This is a genomic window from Streptomyces olivoverticillatus (assembly GCF_014203555.1).
GTDB classification, from domain to species: Bacteria; Actinomycetota; Actinomycetes; order Streptomycetales; family Streptomycetaceae; genus Streptomyces; species Streptomyces olivoverticillatus.
In genome coordinates, this window is sequence record NZ_JACHJH010000006.1 from 238029 (window position 1) to 255930 (window position 17902).

The following is a 17902-nucleotide window of genomic DNA, read 5'->3' on the forward strand; positions in this document are numbered from 1 at the left end:
AACCGGTGCCACGGAGGCGGCGTAACCGCGACGGCTCCCGTCAGGGCGGACCGAACCGAAAAGGGGAGGCAGGCGCACATGGGCATGAGCGTGACCGTCTCGGCCGCGGCCGAGACCGATGCCGAGCAGATCCTCAAACTCCAGTACCTCTGTTATCAGAGCGAAGCCGAGCTCTACGGCGACTACTCCATCGAACCCCTCACCCAGAGCCTGGACGCGCTCCGCGCCGAGCTGGGCGGGGGCTGCGTCCTGGTGGCGCGGCTGGGCGACGAGGTCGTCGGCTCGGTGCGCGGCACGGTCGACGGCGACGGCACGGCCGTCATCAGCGGACTCATCGTGCACCCCCGGATGCAGCGGCACGGCCTGGGCCGCCGGCTGCTCGGCGCGATCGAGGAGCGACTGGCGGGGGAGTGGTCGGCCAAGCGCTACCGGCTCGCCATCGGCCAGCGCAGCGAGCGCACATTGCGGCTGCACCGCAAGTGGGGTTACACGCAGACCGGTACGGAGCGGGTCACCGGCAAGCTCACCGTGATCACCCTGGAGAAGGAGGCCGGGCCCGCCGAGGCGCCCGCCCTCGCCACCAGTGCCTGACCCGCCCCGCCTTACGCCTCAGCGCTCGGACCGGCGCAGCCAGATCATCGCGGTCACCGGCAGGATGACCGGGATGAAGAGATAGCCCATGCCGTAGTCGGACCAGACCGTCGCATCGGGGAAGGCGGACGGCGCAACCAGCGTCCAGGTCCCCACGGTCAGCACCCCCGCCAGCTCGGCGGCGCAGCACACCAGCGCCGCCTTGCGGGCGGACTCGCCGCCGCGCACCAGCGAGTACGTGATGAACGCGTACACCACGGCCGCGGCCGCCGACAGGGCGTAGGCGAGCGGCGCCCTGCCGAAGTCCAGGATCATCTGGACGACCGAGCGGGACGCCGCGGCGACGGTGAACACCCCGTACAGCCACACCAGCAGCCTTCCCGGGCCCTGCCCGAGGTCGAAGCCGGACTTCGCCTGCGCGTCGGTGGATTCGGACACGGTCAGCCTCCCCAGATGTCGTAGAGCCGTACTTCCAGCACGGCGAGGATCACGGCGCCCGCCGACACCGTGGCCGAGCCCCAGCGGGTCCGCTCGGCCAGGGACATGAAGCCCGCCGCGGGCACGGCGGCCGCCGCGCCCAGGAGATACGCCACGAAGATCGCCGTGCCCTGCGCGGGCTTGTCGCCGCCCGCGAGGCGGACCAGGCCGATGACGAGCTGCAGCAGGACGAGCACCGAGACCACGGCCATGCCGATGAAGTGCCAGTCCTTGGTGGGCTGGTCGCGCTTGAAGGCGAAGCCGCACCAGGCGGCCAGCGCGAGAGCGGCCAGCGAGGCCGCGAACGTCAGCGCGTCGATCACCGCGGCCGCCGGGCGGCGCGGGGGCGCGGAAGGGACAGGACAGGCATGGGGACGACTTTAATGGCCCGGCCCCCGACCACCGCGTGCGACCCCTGGGGCGGCTGCGGTGCCGACCGTGGACCGTCCACGGACCGATCAAGCCTGTCCGCTATTCGGACAAGCTTGGCCTGTTCGCACACCCTTCTGTTTTACTTGCCCGCATGACCACGACGAGCACCCGCATTCTTGCGACCGAGGCGATGAAGACGCCCGGTGCTGCTCGTTGCATGTGTCGAATGTGTGACTGCTGAGGGCCCCCGTCTGTGCCTCGCGCCCCGAAGCGAGACCCGTAGAGCCCCGCATCCGGCCTCCCCGCCGGCGCGGCCCGCTCCGCCCCCGCGTCACCAGGATCCCTTAAGACCCCGCGCCCAGAAGTGCGCCCGGGCTCCCAATGCCGCGTTCCGCAATGAATGCCCGTGCGTCGGCACCACCACCGCCACGCACTCGACAGTGACGGAATCCCCTGTGATCACCACTACGGGCCTGACAAAGGTCTACCGCTCACGAGGCCGCGAGGTCACCGCTCTCGACGGCGTCGATCTGCACGTCCGCGAGGGCGAGGTGTACGGCGTCGTCGGCCAGAGCGGCGCCGGAAAGTCGACCCTCATCCGCTGCGTGAACCTCCTGGAGCGTCCCACCTCCGGCACGGTCACCGTCGCGGGCCAGGACCTCACCGCACTCGCCGGACGGGGACTGCGGGCGGGCGCCGCCCTGCGCGAGGCGCGCAGCCACATCGGCATGGTCTTCCAGCACTTCAACCTGCTCTCCTCGCGCACCGTGCAGTCCAACATCGAGCTGCCGCTGGAGATCCTCGGCCTCTCCGGCCAGGAGCGCCGGCGCAAGGCCCTCGACCTGCTGGACCTGGTCGGCCTCGCCGACAAGGCCAAGGCCTACCCCGGCCAGCTCTCCGGCGGCCAGAAGCAGCGCGTCGGCATCGCCCGCGCCCTGGCCGGCGACCCCAAGGTGCTGCTCTCCGACGAGTCGACCTCCGCGCTCGACCCGGAGACCACCCGCTCCATCCTCCAGCTGCTGCGCGACCTCAACCAGCAGCTCGGCCTGACCGTCCTGCTCATCACCCACGAAATGGACGTCGTCAAGACCATCTGCGACTCCGCGGCCCTGATGAAGGGCGGCCGCGTCGTGGAGTCCGGCACCGTCGCCGAACTGCTCGCCACCCCCGGCTCCGAGCTCGCCGCCGAGCTCTTCCCGGTCGGCGGCGAGCCCTCCGGCCCCGACCGCACCGTCGTGGACGTCACCTTCCACGGCGAGGCCGCCACCCAGCCGGTCATCTCCCAGCTCTCCCGTACCTACAACGTCGACATCTCGATCCTGGGCGCCGCGATGGACACCGTCGGCGGCAAGCAGGTCGGCCGGATGCGCATCGAACTGCCCGGCCGCTTCGAGGAGAACGTCGTCCCCATCGGCTTCCTGCGCGAGCAGGGCCTGCAGGTCGACGTCGCCGACGTGCACACCCCGGCACCCGCCGACGCGCTCCTTAAGGAAGGTGCCAAGTGACCTGGACCGAGATGCAGCCCCTGCTGCACGACGCCTGTCTCGACACCCTCTTCATGGTGTGGTGGTCCACCCTCTACGCCGTCCTCGGCGGCCTGCCGCTCGGCCTGCTGCTCGTCCTCACCGACCGGGGCGCGCTGCTGCAGAACGTGGTGGTCAACAAGGTCCTCGGCGCCGTGCTCAACCTCGGCCGCTCGCTGCCCTTCATCATCCTCATCGTCTGGCTGATCCCCTTCAGCCGCGCCGTGGTCGGCACCTCCATCGGCCCCAGCGCCGCCGTGGTGGCCCTCGCCGTCGGCGCCGTCCCCTTCTTCGCCCGCCTGGTGGAGTCCTCGGTGCGCGAGGTCGACCACGGGCTCGTCGAAGCGGTGCAGTCGATGGGCGGCGGCACCTGGACGATCGTCTTCAAGGTGCTGCTGCCGCAGGCCCTGCCCTCCCTCATCGCGGGCCTCACCACCACCGTGATCACCCTCATCGGCTACTCGGCGATGGCCGGCGCGGTCGGCGGCGGCGGCCTGGGCAACCTCGCCATCACCTACGGCTACATGCGCCACGAGACCGGCCTGATGAACATCACCATCGTGCTGCTCATCGTCATCGTCACCGCCGTCCAGCTCCTCGGCGACCTGGTCGTGCGCCGCCTCGCCGGACGCGGCGGCCGCCAGGCGGCCCCCGTGGGCCTGCGCCGGCTGCTGCCCGCCCAGCGCACCCCCGCCACCGTGCCCGCCCCCCGGGCCGCGGCGGAAGCCGAGGCCACCACGGCCGGCAAGGCGGCCTGAGCGCCGCAACCCCCCACAGCCTCCCAGGAGCCCGGACCCTTTGCCGGGCGGCAACACCTCGGGACACCCGGAAACACCAAGCAAGGAAGGCACTCTTCGTGCGTACCACCATCAAGCTCACCGCCGCCGTCGCCGCAGCCGCAGCCCTCACCCTGGGCCTGAGCGCCTGCAGCGCCCCCTCCGACACCTCCGCCGGTTCGGAGAAGAAGGGCAAGGACGCCGACCCCAGCGCCGAGCTCGTCGTCGCCGCCAGCCCCACCCCGCACGGCGACATCCTCAACTTCGTCCGCGACAACCTCGCCGCGAAGGCCGGGCTCAAGCTCAAGGTCAGAGACTTCAACGACTACGTCCTGCCCAACACCGCCACGCAGAACGGCGAAGTCGACGCCAACTTCTTCCAGCACAAGCCCTACCTCGACGACTTCAACAAGAAGAACAAGACGGACATCGTGCCCGTCGTCAACGTCGAGATCGAGCCGCTGGGCCTGTACTCCAAGAAGGACAAGAAGGTCTCCGACCTCGGCTCCGGCTCCACCATCGCCGTCCCCAACGACGCCACCAACGAGGGCCGCGCCCTCAAGCTCCTCGCGGACAACGGCGTCATCAAGCTGAAGGACGGCGTCGGCGCCGAGGCCAAGCTCTCCGACGTCGAGGACAAGAAGGGCGTCAAGTTCACCGAGCTCGAGGCCGCCCAGATCCCCTCCCGCCTCGCCGACGTCGACGCCGCCGTCATCAACGGCAACTTCGCCATCGGAGCCAAGCTCAACCCCGCCAAGGACTCCCTCGTCCTGGAGAAGGCCGAGGGCAACCCCTACGCCAACTTCCTCGCGGTCAAGAAGGGCAACGAGTCCGACCCCCGGATCCAGAAGCTCGCCAAGCTCCTCAACTCCGACGAGGTCAAGAAGTTCATCCAGCAGAAGTTCAGCGGCGCCGTCATCCCCGCCTTCGGTCCCGCAAAGAGCTGACACCTTGTAACCTCGGCCGTCCGTACGGTTGTAGGCCCCGCGCACGAAACCGTCGTGCGCGGGGCCTACGCGCTTGGCGCACCGGCACGCCCATGCTGCATGCTGGTGCACCCGACAAGCGACACCCCGCCACACCCGAGAAACCCAGAACCACCGAGCCCACCCGCCCCGGCGTTGGAGCAGCGCATGACTTCCACCTTTCCGGACATCTCCATCAGTACGGACCGGCTGGTGCTGCGCCCGTTCGAGGCCGGTGACATCCCCGCCCTCGCGGAGATGATGAACGACGAGCTCATCACGGCCTGGACCTCCGCCCCGCACCCCTACACCACCGCCGACGCCCGCGACTGGGCCCTGCGGCAGGCGCCCGCCGAGCGCACCTCCGGCCGCGGAATCGTCTTTGCGGTCGCCGAGTTCCTCACCCACCGCCTCGTGGGCATCGTCCACCTGCGCAACACCGACTGGCGCAACCTCGCCGCCGAGGCCGCCTACGTCACCGCGCCCTGGGCCCGCGGCGAGGGCTACGCCTGCGAAGCGGTCCTGGCGAGTGCCCAGTGGCTCTTCCGCGACCAGAAGTTCGAGCGCCTGGAGCTGCGCACCGCCGCCGACAACACCGCCGCCCAGCAGGTCGCCCAGAAGACCGGCTGCGTCAGCGAGGGCGTGCTGCGCAACGCATGGATAGCGCGCAGCCGCACGGAAGACGGCGGCTGGACCGACATCCGCACCGACCTCATCGTCTGGAGCCTGCTGCCCGAGGACCTCGACGAGGTCCGCGAGACCCACGCCGGCGGCTACGACTACTCCGACTACGCGACCGCCTTCCCCGACTGGCGCTGAGCGCCACAGCCACCGGACCGAAGGTCCGGACCAACCGGGGTACTCTCAGCCTGCCCGCGCCCGCCCGATCCCGACAAGCCCAGGAGACTGACGACGATGGCCGACCGGGTCACGGTGATCGGATGGGACGGCTCACCGCTGACGGAAGCGGCCCGCTCCGCCGTCGGCGCCGCCACCCTCGTGGCCGGAGCCGCCCACCACCTGGCCCTGCCGGAGATCCCGCCCACCGCCGAACGCATCCGCCTCGGCAGCGTCGACCTCGCCGCCCGCCGCATCGCCCAGCACCGCGGCTCCGCCGTGGTCCTCGCCGACGGCGACCCCGGCTTCTTCGGCGTCGTCCGCACCCTGCGCGCCCCCGAACACGGCCTCGAGGTCGAGGTGGTGCCCGCTGTCTCCTCCGTCGCCGCCGCCTTCGCCCGGGCCGGCATGCCCTGGGACGACGCCCAGATCGTCGCCGCCCACGCCCGCGACCTGCGGCGCGCCGTCAACGTCTGCCGCGCCCACCCCAAGGTCGCCGTCCTCACCTCGCCCGGCGCGGGCCCCGCCGAACTCGCCCTGCTCCTCGGCCCCGTCCACCGCACCTTCGTCATCTGCGAGGAACTGGGCACCGAACGCGAGCAGGTCACCGTCGTCACCTCCGACCGGGCCGCCGACCACGCCTGGCGCGACCCCAACGTCGTCATCGTCATCGGCGGCTCGGTGGCCGCCGCGGGCCGCGCCGGCGGCTGGATCGCCGGCCGCGAGAGCGGCTACCCCCCGCCCGTACGCGGCTGGGCGCTGCCCGCCGACGCCTACGCCACCGCCCTCGGCGAAGGCGAGCGCACCGAACTGCGGGCCGCCCAACTCGCACGGCTCGGGCCCCGTGTGGGCGACCTGGTCTGGGACATCGGCGCCGGCAGCGGCGCCGCCGCCGTGGAGGCGGCCCGCTTCGGCGCGGCCGTCATCGCCGTGGACCGGGACCCCGAGGCCTGCCGCCACACCGCCGCCACCGCCCGCCGCTTCGGCGTGCAACTGCAGGTCGTCCACGGCACCGCGCCCCACGTCCTGGAGGACCTGCCCGAACCCGACGTGGTGCGCATCGGCGCGGGCGGAGCCCCCGTCGTCACCGCCTGCGCCGCCCGCCGCCCCGAGCGCATCGTCACCCACGCCGCCACCCGGGACGAGGCCGAGGCCATCGGCCGGGCGCTCGCCGAGGGCGGGTACGCGGTGGAATGCGTACTGCTCCAAGCAGTGGAGTTGGACACAAGCGCCTGGACGGAACGCGAGCGGGCCGTAGCCTTCCTTCTGAGTGGCCGTCGTACCCACCCCTGAGGGCAGGGGGCCGGGCGCGGGGTAGGCTGGCGGACCGTTGTGCAGCCGCCCGGTGTCCGACACCACAGTCGCCAATGCTCCGAACGCACCCTCGTCTTGGCGCGTACAGGGCAGGGTGGCTCGGGACGGCACACAACGTGCCGCGAGGCACCGACGCTCGTTCTTGTCTATGGGCGTCAGCGGTTGGAAGGAGCACTACCGATGGGCGAGGGGTACGCATGACCGACACCGGCCGGTTCCCGGGCGAGGGACAGCCGGAGAACGCAGGCGCACTGCCCGGCCACCCGCTTCCGGCGGATGCCGCAGCCCCTGCCGACACCGGAACCCCGGCTCCCTACACCTTTGCCGACTCCGCCGACGCGGCGGACGAGGACGACCTGCTGCTGATGCCGGGCGCCCAGGGCGCCTGGATGGAGCAGCCGCCGGTCCAGGGCGGCACGCACGAGACGGGCGGCCGCGACACCGGCTCCGTCGAGTACCACGGTGTCCGTACGGCCCCGGCCGCCGCCGCTGCGTCGGCGCAGCCGCGCCGCCCGCTGCACATGGGCCCGCCCGTGCCGGAGCCCAACACCGGCGTCGTGCGCTCCCTCGCCGACCGCGGCCCGGCCGCGCCCCAGCAGCCCGTGGGCGCCCCCGTCGTGCCGCAGCAGGCGCAGGCCACCACCCCCGGCCTGGAGTACCTCGACGTCCCCGGCGCCGACGCGCAGTCCACGCCGGGCACCTGGGAGGCGGAGCCCGCTCCGGTCGCCTTCGTGCCCCCGCAGGCCACCGGGCACGAGATAGTCGCGGAAGAAGCCGCGCCGGCCGCGCCCACGGTTGACTCGCCGTCAACGGACCAGGCGGCACCGGCCGCGCCCGCGGGCGGTCTCGACCTCGGCGGCATGCGCGCGTTCGTCGAGCCGGCGCAGCCCGCACAGCCGGCCCCGGTGGCTGCGCCCGCGGAGCCGGTTGGCGCCGTGTCAGCCCCCGAGGCCGCCGTGGCCGCTGTGGCCGCTGTGGCCGCTGTGGCCGCTGTGGCAGCCGAACCGGTGCCGGCCGCGGATGCGCCGCAGGTCACGCAGGCCGCGCAGGACGAGCCGGTCGCCGTGCCGGTCCCGGCCGAGGCGCAGCCTGCCGCCGCCCCCGCGGAAGCGGTGGCCGTGCAGAGCGTGCCCGAGCCCGTGGCCGAGGCGCCGCAGGAAGCTCCGGCCGCTGTCGAGAGCGCCCCCGCGCCCGTCCAGGAGGCCCAGCCTGCCGCCGTCGCCGCGCCGGTTGACGGTGCGGCGCAGGTGCCCGCGCCCGCCCCGGAGCCCGAGGCCGCGCCCGTGCCCGTGCCCGCGCCCGCGCCCGTGCCCGCGCCCGTGCCCGTGACCGTGCAGGAGGTCCAGGCCGCGGTCGAGGCCGCCCCGGAGCCCGTCGTCGAGGTTCCGGCAGCTCCGGCGGACGAGCCCCAGGTCCAGCAGGCTGCCGCCGCTCCGGTGCCCGCTCCCGTGCCCGTGCCCGAAACTCAGACGCCCGCGCCCGCCGTGAGCCAGCCGGTTGCCGAGGCTGCTCCGCAGGAGGTCCAGGCCGCCGAAGAGCCGGCCGCGCCCGCGCAGGAGCCCGTGGCCGAGGCGGTGCAGGAAGCCCCGGTGCAGGAGGCCCCGATTGCCGCCGCGGCGGTCGAGGCTCAGGCGCCGGTGCTCGTCCAGGAGGCCGACGGCGCCGGTACGCCGGTTGACGGTGGGTCGCCCGCTCCGGCCCAGGAGACCGTCGTCGACAACGCGGCGTCCGTGCTGCCCGCCCAGGAAGTGCCTGCCGCTGCCGTCAGCGCCCCCGACAGCGAGGTGCCCGTGCCCGTCCAGGAAGCTGCCCCCGTGGCCGCGGCTCCCGAGGGCGTATCGCCCGTGCTCGTCCAGGAAGCCGCCGTCGGCATCGTCCCCGACAGCGAGGTGCCCGTGGCCGCTCCGGCCGAGCCGCAGGACGTCCCGGCCGAGGCCGTCGCCCCCGAGCCGCCGGCCGTCACCGTCGACGAGGTGCAGCCCGTGCCGGAACAGCAGGCCGAGGCCGTGACCCCCGAGGCGCAGCCGGTGCCGGAAGAGCAGAGTGCCGCTGCCGCCCCCGTGCCCGTACCCGACGAGCAGCCGCAGCAGGCGGCGCCCGTCGAGACGCCCGCTCACATCCGTCTGGTACCGGACGAATCCGAGCCGGCCGTCGTCCCCGACGCGGCAGCCGAGCCGCAGGAGCCCGCCCCGGCGCCGGAGCCGCTCGGCCCGCCCGCCGTCGGTTACGGCGAAGCCGAGCGCGCCGCCGTGCACCGCGTGATGCGCGAGCGCCGCGACATCCGCAAGGGCTTCCGCACCGACCCCATCCCGCACGAGGTGCTGCTGCGCGTCCTGGAGGCCGCGCACACCGCGCCCAGCGTCGGGCACTCCCAGCCCTGGGACTTCGTCGTCATCCGCTCCGAGGAGACCCGCCGTACGATGCACGAGCTGGCGGCCCGCCAGCGCGAGGCGTACGCCAAGTCCCTCCCCAAGGCCCGGGCCAAGCAGTTCAAGGAACTGAAGATCGAGGCCATCCTCGACACGCCCGTCAACATCGTCGTCACCGCCGACCCCACGCGCGGCGGCCGGCACACCCTCGGCCGGCACACCCAGCCGCAGATGGCCCCCTACTCCTCGGCCCTCGCCGTCGAGAACCTCTGGCTCGCCGCCCGCGCCGAAGGCCTCGGCGTCGGCTGGGTCAGCTTCTTCGACGAGCGCGAGATGGTCCGCACCCTCGGCCTGCCCGAGCACCTGGAGGTCGTCGCCTACCTCTGCATCGGCTACGTCGACGAGTTCCCGGACGAGCCCGAGCTGATGCAGGCCGGCTGGTCCAAGCGGCGGCCGCTGTCCTGGGTCGTGCACGAGGAGGAGTACGGACGCCGCGCCCTGCCCGGCGAGGACCCGCACGACCTGCTCGCCGAGACGCTCCGCGGCATCCGCCCGCTCGACGCCAAGGCGCTGGGCGAGGCCTGGGAGCGGCAGAAGCGGATGACCAAGCCGTCCGGCGCGCTCGGCATGCTGGAGATCATCTCGGCGCAGCTGTGCGGCCTGTCCCGCAAGTGCCCGCCGCCGATCCCGGAGCCTGCGGCCGTCGCGATCTTCGCGGGGGACCACGGCGTGCACGCCCAGGGCGTCACGGCGTGGCCGCAGGAGGTCACCTCGCAGATGGTGGCCAACTTCCTGGGCGGCGGGGCCGTGTGCAACGCCTTCGCGAACCAGGTCGGCGCCGAGGTCTGCGTCGTCGACGTCGGCGTGGCCGGCGAACTGCCGAGCACCCCCGGACTGCTGCCCCGCAAGATCCGCCCCGGCACGGCCGACTTCACCGCGGGCCCCGCGATGAGCCGCGAGGAAGCACTGCGCGCCATCGAGGTCGGCATCGAGACGGCCCGCGACCTGGTCACGGCCGGGAACAAGGCGCTGCTCACCGGCGAGATGGGCATCGCCAACACCACCGTGTCGGCCGCCCTCATCGCCATCTACACCGGCGCGGACCCGGCCGAGATCACCGGTCGCGGCACCGGCATCAACGACGAGATGCACGCCCGCAAGATCGATGTGGTCCGCCGCGCGCTGGAACTGCACCAGCCCGATCCGAACGACCCCATCGGGGTCCTGGCCGCGGTCGGCGGCCTGGAGCACGCCGCGCTCGTCGGCCTGATCCTCGGCGGCGCGTCGCTGCGCACGCCGGTGATCCTGGACGGCGTCAGCGCGGGTGCCGCGGCCCTGGTGGCCCGGGCCATCGCCCCCGAGGCGCTGGCGGCGTGCATCGCCGGGCACCGCAGCGCGGAGCCGGGCCACGTCGCGGCCCTGACCAAGTTGGGCCTGCGCCCGCTGGTGGACCTCGACCTGCGCCTCGGCGAAGGCACGGGCGCCCTCCTGGCGCTGCCGGTGGTGCAGAGCGCGGCGCGTGCGATGCACGAGGTGGCGACGTTCGACACGGCGGGCGTCACGGAGAAGAGCTGACGCTCACGGCCCGGACGCACGCGTCCGGGCCACGAGCCGGTGGCCGGGCGGGCGCCGGGCCCGCCCACCCCCTCCACCGACCCGCCGTTGCACCTTAGGGTGTCCCCACCAGCGCATTTACGAGGAGACCCGCCCCATGGCCGAGCCTGCACCCGTTGCCGCCTACCCCGTCGGACTGCGTCTCACCGGGCGCCGCGTCGTCGTCCTCGGCGGCGGCCAGGTCGCCCAGCGCCGTCTGCCGGCCCTGATCGCCGCCGGCGCCGACGTCCGGCTCGTCTCCCCCTCCGCCACCCCGTCCGTGGAAGCCATGGCCGAGGCCGGCGAACTGCGCTGGGAGCGCCGCCGCTACCGGCCCGGCGACCTCGACGGCGCCTGGTACGCCCTGATCTCCACGGACGAGCCCGCCGCCAACGAGGCCGCCTCCGCCGAGGCCGAGGAGCGCCGCGTCTGGGCCGTGCGCAGCGACGACGCGGAAGCCGCCTCCGCCTGGACCCCGGCCACCGGCCGCAGCGAGGGCGTCACCGTCGCCGTCCTGACCGGCCAGGACCCCCGCCGCTCCGCCGCCGTCCGCGACGCCATCGTCGAGGGCCTGCGCGACGGTTCCCTCGCGGCCCCCCACCACCGCGCCCGCCACAAGGGCGTCGCCCTCGTCGGCGGCGGCCCCGGCGACCCGGACCTGATCACCGTGCGCGGCCGCCGGCTCCTGGCCGAGGCCGACGTGGTCATCGCCGACCGCCTGGGCCCCCGCGACCTCCTCGACGAGCTGCCCCCGCACGTCGAGGTCATCGACGCGGCGAAGATCCCGTACGGCCGCTTCATGGCCCAGGAGGCCATCAACAACGCTCTCATCGAGCACGCCAAGGCGGGCAAGGCTGTCGTGCGACTCAAGGGCGGCGACCCGTTCGTCTTCGGCCGCGGCATGGAAGAGGTCCGGGCGCTGGCCGAACACGGCATCCCGTGCACGGTCGTCCCCGGCATCTCCAGCTCCATCAGCGTGCCGGGCGCCGCCGGAATCCCCGTCACCCACCGTGGCGTGGCCCATGAGTTCACCGTGGTCAGCGGGCACGTGGCGCCCGACGACCAGCGGTCCCTCATCGACTGGGCGGCCCTGGCCCGGCTGCGCGGCACGCTCGTGCTGCTGATGTCGGTCGAGAACATAGCCGCGATCGCCGCGACCCTGATCCGGCACGGCCGCCCGGCCGACACCCCCGTGGCCGTGGTGCAGGAGGGCACGACGGCCGCCCAGCGCCGCGTGGACGCGACCCTGGCGACGGCGGGGGAGCGGGTGAAGGCGGAGGGCATACGCCCGCCGGCCGTCATCGTGATCGGCGAGGTCGTCACGGTCGGCCCGGCCGCCGACACCGACAACTAGGGCCCCAGCCCCCCCAGCCCCCGAAGAAGGCACGAACCGCACCATGGCCGAACTCATCACCATCGACGACCCCGCCGATCCCCGTCTGGCGGACTACACCGACCTCACCGACGTCGAGCTGCGGCGCAGGCGCGAGCCCGCCGAGGGCCTCTTCATCGCCGAGGGCGAGAAGGTCATCCGCCGCGCCGGGCAGGCCGGATACGCCATGCGCTCGATGCTGCTGTCGGCCAAGTGGGTCGACGTGATGCACGACGTCATCGACGAGACCGACGCCCCGGTCTACGTGGTCACCCCGGACCTGGCCGAACGGGTGACGGGCTATCACGTGCACCGCGGCGCGCTGGCGTCCATGCAGCGCAAGCAGCTCCCGGACGCCGCCGAGCTGCTGCGCTCCGCCCGCCGCGTGGCGATCATGGAGAAGGTCAACGACCACACCAACATCGGCGCCATCTTCCGCAGCGCCGCGGCCCTCGGCATGGACGCGGTCCTGCTCTCCCCGGACTGCGCCGACCCGCTCTACCGGCGCTCGGTGAAGGTGTCCATGGGCGCCGTCTTCTCCGTGCCGTACGCGCGCCTGGAGAACTGGCCCCGCGACCTGGAGACGGTCCGCGAAGCGGGCTTCAAGGTCCTGGCGCTCACCCCGGGCGAGAAGGCCGTGTCCATCGACGAGGCGGCCCCGCACCGCCTGGAGCGCGTGGCGCTCATGCTGGGCGCGGAGGGCGAGGGCCTGTCGGCCAAGGCGCTGCGGGCGGCCGACGTCTGGGTGCGGATCCCCATGGCCCACGGCGTCGACTCCCTGAACGTGGGGGCGGCCGCCGCCGTGGCCTTCTACGCGGTCGCTACGGGCCGTCCGCAGGACTGACGCCGACCGCGGGCCCGCCGGGCAGCGGGCCCATGCCGTGGCTGCGGGACGGGCCCTGGCAGCCCTGGGCGGCCGCGATGCCGAGCGCGACCAGCAGCGTCACCACGACGAAGACGATCAGTCGCTGACGCAGCAGCTTGCGGTCGGGCCCCGGCCGCCGGGCACCCGCCCCGGGGCGCGCCGCCGGGCGGGCGCCCTTGCGGCCGCCGGGCACCCGCGGCGCGGCCGGGTGCCGCTCACCGCGCCCCGGATCGGCGGGGCGTGACGGGGCGTGGGGCCGCGGCGTCGGTGCGCTGCCCGGGCGCCGCTCGGTGCGCTGGAGCTCGTACTCGGCGGCCCGCTGGCCCAACGGCCGGTCCGCCTCCCGGCGCGGCGACGGGGGGCGGGATTCGGTCAACCCGTGGGCCTCCCGCGCCGCGATCTCCTTGAGCCGCAGCGACAGCTGGAGCGTGCTCGGCCGCTCCTCCGGGTCCTTGGCCAGACAAGCGTGGATCAGCGGCGCCAGCGCATCCGGCACACCCATGAGCTGGGGTTCCTCATGGACGACCCGGTAGAGCATGACCTCGGAACTGCCCTGGCCGAAGGGGGAGTCCGCGGTGGCGGCGTAGGCGAGCGTGGCACCGAGCGCGAAGACGTCCGTCGCGGGCGTCACCCCTGCCCCGCGCACCTGTTCGGGCGCCAGGAAGCCGGGGGAGCCGACCGCCGTGCCGACGTGCGTCAGCGTGCTCGCGCCCGTGGCCCACGCGATGCCGAAGTCGATGATGCGGGGGCCCTTGGGGGACAGCAGGATGTTCGACGGCTTGAGGTCGCGGTGGACGACCCCCGCGTCGTGCACGGCCAGCAGGCCCTCGGCCAACGCCGCGCCGATGGAGGCGGTCTGAGCCGCCGACAGCGGCCCCTCCTCGTTCACCTTGTCGTGCAGCGAGGGGCCGGGCACGTACTGGGTGGCGAACCAGGGGCGGTCCGCGTCGAGGTCGGCGGCCACCAGCCGGGCCGTACAGCCGCCGCGGATCCTGCGCGCGGCGGACACCTCGCGGGCGAAGCGCGAACGGAACTCCTGATCCTCCGCCAGATCCGGCCGGATCACCTTCAGCGCCACCCGCTGGCCCCGCCGGTCGGAACCCAGATAGACCACGCCCATGCCGCCCGCGCCGAGCCTGCGGTGCAGCCGGAACGAGCCGACGACACGCGGGTCCTCGCGCCGGAGCCGCATCATCGTCATCTTCGTCCCCTACCTCCGGTGTGGCTGCCCCACTTAGCTGCCCGGCGTCTGACGTGCCACAGCTTACGGATTGACGGGCGGGCTCGCTGATAGGCCGCGCATGCGTCGGCAGGTGGATTGTCAGTGCCCGGTGGGATCCTTGGAAGGCGGGCACGAGACGCCGGCCGTGCGTCGCCGGCCCGCTTGCCAGGCCCCAAGGGGCCGTCACGGAAGGGGGATTGGTGCCGTGAAGGGTGACCGAGTGGAGATAGTCGTCGACGCAGGGGACACGACTCGAACGTATGAAGTGGTGGCCGACAGAGCCGGCCGCAGGGTGGAGACGGCGGTACGCCGGGGCGTGGTGGAAGTGAGCGAAGTCACCCGTACCGGGGTCGTGGTGCGCACCGCCCGGTTCATGGCCAACCGGGTCCTCGCCCTGGTGGAGCACCCGGTGCCGCGGGTGGACGGGAGCGAGCGCCTCCTCGGGGAAGACCCGGGGGTCCAGGGGTCCGCTCTCCACCCACGGGTGTAGCCGTCCGGCCGTCGCGTCATCCTCCGGGAGAAGCGGCAAGCGGCACCACGGCATGACGCCCTACCCGGGGGCCCGCGCCTAGTGTTGAGCACAAGCGGCGGGCGCACTACTCGTCCCCCGAGGTCAGGTGCCCGCCGCCCCCTGACACACACGGAGGGAGCAGGGTGATGGCGGACATCGCAGGCCGCCCGGCGGACCGGGCGCACGGCCGCCCGGGTACCGACGTCTTCGGCGACCGCCCGTCCTCCACCCGCCATCCGCTGGTGGCCGCCGCGATGGTGCTGCCGCTGGCAGTCCTTCTCGCGGTGGTCTTCGGCGGCTGGGACGCCGTCGTCACACAAGCGTCGTCCGTTGCCGGAATGCTGGGGCGCTGAGCGCCCAAGGCCCGGGAGAGCGGCCCGGGCCGGGGACATACCGGCAATGACCCCGTGGGGACGGGGGCGCGGCGGACGGCATGGCGGGCCGGGCACCTGGGGAGGTGCCCGGCCCGTCGTGTACTCATCAAAGTTGTGGCCGGACACGAAAGCGGCCGGGGGCCGGAGCATCGAAGCTCCGGCCCCCGGCCGACTGCGCGTGCGCGATACTGGGATTGAACCAGTGACCTCTTCCGTGTCAGGGAAGCGCTCTCCCGCTGAGCTAATCGCGCGGGAAGGTCCGTGAGGACCCGGTGGACGATACTGGGATTGAACCAGTGACCTCTTCCGTGTCAGGGAAGCGCTCTCCCGCTGAGCTAATCGTCCGCAACTGTGCGTGTGCACCGTGCGCGATACTGGGATTGAACCAGTGACCTCTTCCGTGTCAGGGAAGCGCTCTCCCGCTGAGCTAATCGCGCGGGAAGGTCCGTGAAGACCTGGTGGACGATACTGGGATTGAACCAGTGACCTCTTCCGTGTCAGGGAAGCGCTCTCCCGCTGAGCTAATCGTCCTTGGAGGTGGAGACGGGATTTGAACCCGTGTAGACGGCTTTGCAGGCCGTTGCCTCGCCTCTCGGCCACTCCACCAACGGAGCGGGGGTTCGGGAAGATCCCCCACATCGAGCGGACAACGAGACTCGAACTCGCGACATCCACCTTGGCAAGGTGGTGCTCTACCAACTGAGCTATGTCCGCAGGTCTTGCATCTCCGGGGCGCTTCCGCGTCCCGGCGACGTGTTGAACTTTAGCGGATTACGGCGCCAGCTCAAATTCCGTTTGCCCAGCGTGCTGCGCTGATCCTCGGCCGGACCGCCCGCGAGGCCCGCGCCATAGACTCGATGACGTGCACGACCTCGCTCCCATGGCCCGCTTCGGCGGCCTTCTCGCCACCGACCTGCGCGATGTCACCAGCGATCCGGCAGCCCTGGATTCCAGGGGCTGGTGGGCGGTGGTCGCGGACTACGAGGGGGGGATCGTGTGCGCCCGCTTCGGCGACGTGCGCCCCGATCCCGACCCCGGCCCGGGACGCTGGCGGGGCCCCGCCCCCGAGCAGTGGACCAGCTCCCTGGACCGCGCCGCCTACACCGCGGGCGTACGCCGCATCCGCGAACACATAGCGGCGGGGGAGGTCTACCAGGCCAATCTCTGCCGGGTGCTGAGCGCGCCCCTGCCCGACCCGCAGGCCGCCGACGTGGACGCCCTCACCGCCCTCCTCGCCCACGGCAACCCCGCCCCCTACGCCGGAACGGTCCGGCTGCCCGCCCACGGCGTGGAGGTGGCGACCGCCTCACCCGAGCTCTATCTGCGCCGCAGCGGCCGCACCGTGGAGTCCGGCCCGATCAAGGGCACCGGCCGCACCGCCGCCGACCTGCTGGAGAAGGACCACGCCGAGAACGTCATGATCGTGGACCTGGTCCGCAACGACCTGGGGCGCGTCTGCGCCACCGGCTCCGTGACCGTCCCCGGCCTGTGCGTCGTCGAAGCGCACCCCGGCCTCGTCCACCTCGTCTCCACCGTGCGCGGCGAGCTGGCCGACGGCGCCCGGTGGGCCGACCTCTTCGCCGCCACCTTCCCGCCCGGCTCCGTCACCGGCGCACCCAAGGCCAGCGCCCTGCGCATCATCGAATCCCTGGAGACCGCGCCGCGCGGCCCCTACTGCGGCGGCATCGGCTGGGTCGACGCCGACCGGGGCGCGGGCGAGCTCGCCGTCGGCATCCGCACCTTCTGGATCGAGCGGAACGCGCCCGGCGGGCCCGTACTGCGCTTCGGCACCGGCGCCGGGATCACCTGGGGCTCGGATCCCGAGCGCGAGTGGGCCGAGACGGAACTCAAGGCGGACCGGCTGCTCGCGATAGCGTCGGGAACACACCGGACGCTTGGAAGGACGACACGGTGAAGATCTGGTTGGACGGCGCACTGCGCGACGCGAACAGCGCCCGGGTCTCGGTCTTCGACCACGGGTTCACGGTCGGTGACGGCGTCTTCGAGACGATCAAGGCCGTGGACGGCCGGCCCTTCGCCCTGACCCGGCACCTGGACCGGCTGGCCCGCTCCGCCCGCGGCCTCGGCCTGCCCGAGCCCGACCGGGACGAGGTGCGGCGGGCCTGCACGGCGGTGCTCGAAGCCGAACCCGTGCCGCTGGGCCGGCTGCGGATCACCTACACCGGCGGACTCTCCCCGCTGGGCTCCGACCGCGGCACCACCGGCCCCACCCTCGTCGTGGCCGTCGGCGCGACCCACCGGCGGCCCGACACCACGGCCACCGTCACGGTCCCCTGGACGCGCAACGAACGCGGCGCCCTCGCCGGGCTGAAGTCCACCTCCTACGGGGAGAACGTCGTCGCCCTGGCCCGCGCCGCCGAGCAGGGCGCCACCGAGGCGCTGTTCGCCAACACTGTGGGGGCGCTGTGCGAGGGCACCGGCTCCAACGTCTTCGTCGTCCTCGACGGCGAACTGCACACCCCGCCGCTCGCCTCCGGCTGCCTGGCCGGCATCACCCGCGCCCTCGTCCTGGAATGGACCGGCGCCCGGGAGACCGACCTGCCCTACGACGTCCTGGACCGCGCCGAGGAGGTCTTCCTGACCTCCACCCTCCGCGACGTCCAGGCCGTGCACACCGTCGACGGCCGCCAACTCCCCGGCGCCCCCGGCCCGGTGACCGCCAAGGCCATGCGGATCTTCGACGAGCGCGCGGGCTCCGACCTCGATCCGTAGAGCCCTCG

At 73.2% G+C, this 17902-nt stretch carries 16 protein-coding genes and 6 tRNA genes; 13 read left to right on the top strand and 9 right to left on the bottom strand.

Annotation, left to right across the window (positions count from 1 at the left end; translation table 11 throughout):
- Positions 1-78: 78 nt before the first annotated feature.
- Complete coding sequence (locus tag FHS39_RS20550; RefSeq protein ID WP_184350851.1) at positions 79-591, top strand: GNAT family N-acetyltransferase; 513 nt, start codon at positions 79-81, stop codon at positions 589-591.
- 18 nt (positions 592-609) lie between these two features.
- On the opposite strand, the gene FHS39_RS20555 is transcribed toward FHS39_RS20550, so the two are convergent.
- Together FHS39_RS20555 and FHS39_RS20560 are read right to left on the bottom strand one after the other, a co-directional pair.
- Positions 610-1029, bottom strand: a complete 420-nt coding sequence (locus FHS39_RS20555) for a hypothetical protein (protein WP_425507799.1) — start codon at positions 1027-1029, stop codon at positions 610-612.
- 2 nt (positions 1030-1031) lie between these two features.
- Positions 1032-1391: a hypothetical protein gene (locus tag FHS39_RS20560; protein ID WP_184350853.1), complete on the bottom strand. Its 360-nt coding sequence runs from the start codon at positions 1389-1391 to the stop codon at positions 1032-1034.
- A 504-nt stretch (positions 1392-1895) separates the two neighbouring features.
- Between FHS39_RS20560 and FHS39_RS20565 the strand changes: the two genes are divergently transcribed.
- The 8 genes from FHS39_RS20565 to FHS39_RS20600 all read left to right on the top strand — a co-directional run bounded on the left by FHS39_RS20565 (position 1896) and on the right by FHS39_RS20600 (position 13033).
- The gene (locus tag FHS39_RS20565; RefSeq protein WP_184350855.1) at positions 1896-2945 is read left to right on the top strand and encodes an ATP-binding cassette domain-containing protein; all 1050 of its coding nucleotides are present in this window, start codon (positions 1896-1898) and stop codon (positions 2943-2945) included.
- Positions 2942-3721 (top strand): methionine ABC transporter permease, encoded by a 780-nt coding sequence (locus tag FHS39_RS20570; RefSeq protein WP_343069662.1) that lies wholly within the window; start codon positions 2942-2944, stop codon positions 3719-3721. Before FHS39_RS20565 ends, FHS39_RS20570 begins: the two co-directional genes overlap by 4 nt.
- Before the next feature lie 98 nt (positions 3722-3819).
- Positions 3820-4686 (top strand): MetQ/NlpA family ABC transporter substrate-binding protein, encoded by an 867-nt coding sequence (locus FHS39_RS20575; RefSeq protein WP_184350856.1) that lies wholly within the window; start codon positions 3820-3822, stop codon positions 4684-4686.
- Between the two features lie 186 nt (positions 4687-4872).
- Positions 4873-5523: a GNAT family N-acetyltransferase gene (locus FHS39_RS20580; RefSeq protein ID WP_184350857.1), complete on the top strand. Its 651-nt coding sequence runs from the start codon at positions 4873-4875 to the stop codon at positions 5521-5523.
- Positions 5524-5619: 96 nt separating this feature from the next.
- Positions 5620-6834 (top strand): precorrin-6y C5,15-methyltransferase (decarboxylating) subunit CbiE, encoded by a 1215-nt coding sequence (gene cbiE, locus FHS39_RS20585; RefSeq protein ID WP_184350859.1) that lies wholly within the window; start codon positions 5620-5622, stop codon positions 6832-6834.
- Positions 6835-7052: 218 nt separating this feature from the next.
- Positions 7053-10799, top strand: coding sequence for a nicotinate-nucleotide--dimethylbenzimidazole phosphoribosyltransferase (gene cobT / locus FHS39_RS20590; RefSeq protein ID WP_184350861.1), 3747 nt, complete (start codon positions 7053-7055; stop codon positions 10797-10799).
- 136 nt (positions 10800-10935) lie between these two features.
- On the top strand, positions 10936-12171 hold the full coding sequence (cobA, locus tag FHS39_RS20595; protein ID WP_184350863.1) for a uroporphyrinogen-III C-methyltransferase: 1236 nt from the start codon (positions 10936-10938) through the stop codon (positions 12169-12171).
- A gap of 43 nt (positions 12172-12214) precedes the next feature.
- Complete coding sequence (locus tag FHS39_RS20600; protein ID WP_184350864.1) at positions 12215-13033, top strand: TrmH family RNA methyltransferase; 819 nt, start codon at positions 12215-12217, stop codon at positions 13031-13033.
- Here FHS39_RS20600 and FHS39_RS20605 read toward each other — a convergent pair.
- On the bottom strand, positions 13011-14255 hold the full coding sequence (locus tag FHS39_RS20605; RefSeq protein ID WP_184350865.1) for a serine/threonine-protein kinase: 1245 nt from the start codon (positions 14253-14255) through the stop codon (positions 13011-13013). The genes FHS39_RS20600 and FHS39_RS20605 overlap by 23 nt on opposite strands.
- 226 nt (positions 14256-14481) lie before the next feature.
- On the opposite strand from FHS39_RS20605, the gene FHS39_RS20610 reads away from it, so the two are divergent.
- Positions 14482-14766, top strand: a complete 285-nt coding sequence (locus tag FHS39_RS20610) for a hypothetical protein (protein WP_184350866.1) — start codon at positions 14482-14484, stop codon at positions 14764-14766.
- 167 nt (positions 14767-14933) lie between these two features.
- The gene (locus tag FHS39_RS20615) at positions 14934-15140 is read left to right on the top strand and encodes a hypothetical protein (RefSeq protein WP_184350867.1); all 207 of its coding nucleotides are present in this window, start codon (positions 14934-14936) and stop codon (positions 15138-15140) included.
- Between the two features lie 200 nt (positions 15141-15340).
- Here FHS39_RS20615 and FHS39_RS20620 read toward each other — a convergent pair.
- From FHS39_RS20620 to FHS39_RS20645, 6 genes are all read right to left on the bottom strand, one after another.
- Positions 15341-15412, bottom strand: a tRNA-Val gene (locus tag FHS39_RS20620).
- 22 nt (positions 15413-15434) lie between these two features.
- A tRNA-Val gene (locus FHS39_RS20625) sits at positions 15435-15506 on the bottom strand.
- A 20-nt stretch (positions 15507-15526) separates the two neighbouring features.
- Positions 15527-15598 (bottom strand) — tRNA-Val (locus tag FHS39_RS20630).
- Positions 15599-15617: 19 nt separating this feature from the next.
- Positions 15618-15692, bottom strand: a tRNA-Val gene (locus FHS39_RS20635).
- A gap of 1 nt (position 15693) precedes the next feature.
- A tRNA-Cys gene (locus tag FHS39_RS20640) sits at positions 15694-15767 on the bottom strand.
- A gap of 35 nt (positions 15768-15802) precedes the next feature.
- Positions 15803-15875: transfer RNA gene (locus FHS39_RS20645), tRNA-Gly, on the bottom strand.
- A gap of 148 nt (positions 15876-16023) precedes the next feature.
- Between FHS39_RS20645 and FHS39_RS20650 the strand changes: the two genes are divergently transcribed.
- Together FHS39_RS20650 and FHS39_RS20655 are read left to right on the top strand one after the other, a co-directional pair.
- Positions 16024-17076 (top strand): chorismate-binding protein, encoded by a 1053-nt coding sequence (locus FHS39_RS20650; protein ID WP_184350868.1) that lies wholly within the window; start codon positions 16024-16026, stop codon positions 17074-17076.
- Positions 17073-17894: an aminotransferase class IV gene (locus FHS39_RS20655; RefSeq protein ID WP_184350869.1), complete on the top strand. Its 822-nt coding sequence runs from the start codon at positions 17073-17075 to the stop codon at positions 17892-17894. The genes FHS39_RS20650 and FHS39_RS20655 overlap by 4 nt, the downstream gene beginning before the upstream one ends.
- Positions 17895-17902 lie beyond the last annotated feature (8 nt).

Excerpts from the sequence above, each read along its gene's own strand:
- FHS39_RS20580 (WP_184350857.1), top strand. The coding sequence starts at position 4,873 with ATGACTTCCACCTTTCCGGACATCTCCATCAGTACGGACCGGCTGGTG.
- FHS39_RS20615 (WP_184350867.1), top strand. The coding sequence starts at position 14,934 with ATGGCGGACATCGCAGGCCGCCCGGCGGACCGGGCGCACGGCCGCCCG.
- cobT (WP_184350861.1), top strand. The coding sequence starts at position 7,053 with ATGACCGACACCGGCCGGTTCCCGGGCGAGGGACAGCCGGAGAACGCA.
- FHS39_RS20600 (WP_184350864.1), top strand. The coding sequence starts at position 12,215 with ATGGCCGAACTCATCACCATCGACGACCCCGCCGATCCCCGTCTGGCG.
- cbiE (WP_184350859.1), top strand. The coding sequence starts at position 5,620 with ATGGCCGACCGGGTCACGGTGATCGGATGGGACGGCTCACCGCTGACG.
- cobA (WP_184350863.1), top strand. The coding sequence starts at position 10,936 with ATGGCCGAGCCTGCACCCGTTGCCGCCTACCCCGTCGGACTGCGTCTC.
- FHS39_RS20550 (WP_184350851.1), top strand. The coding sequence starts at position 79 with ATGGGCATGAGCGTGACCGTCTCGGCCGCGGCCGAGACCGATGCCGAG.
- FHS39_RS20605 (WP_184350865.1), bottom strand. The coding sequence starts at position 14,255 with ATGACGATGATGCGGCTCCGGCGCGAGGACCCGCGTGTCGTCGGCTCG.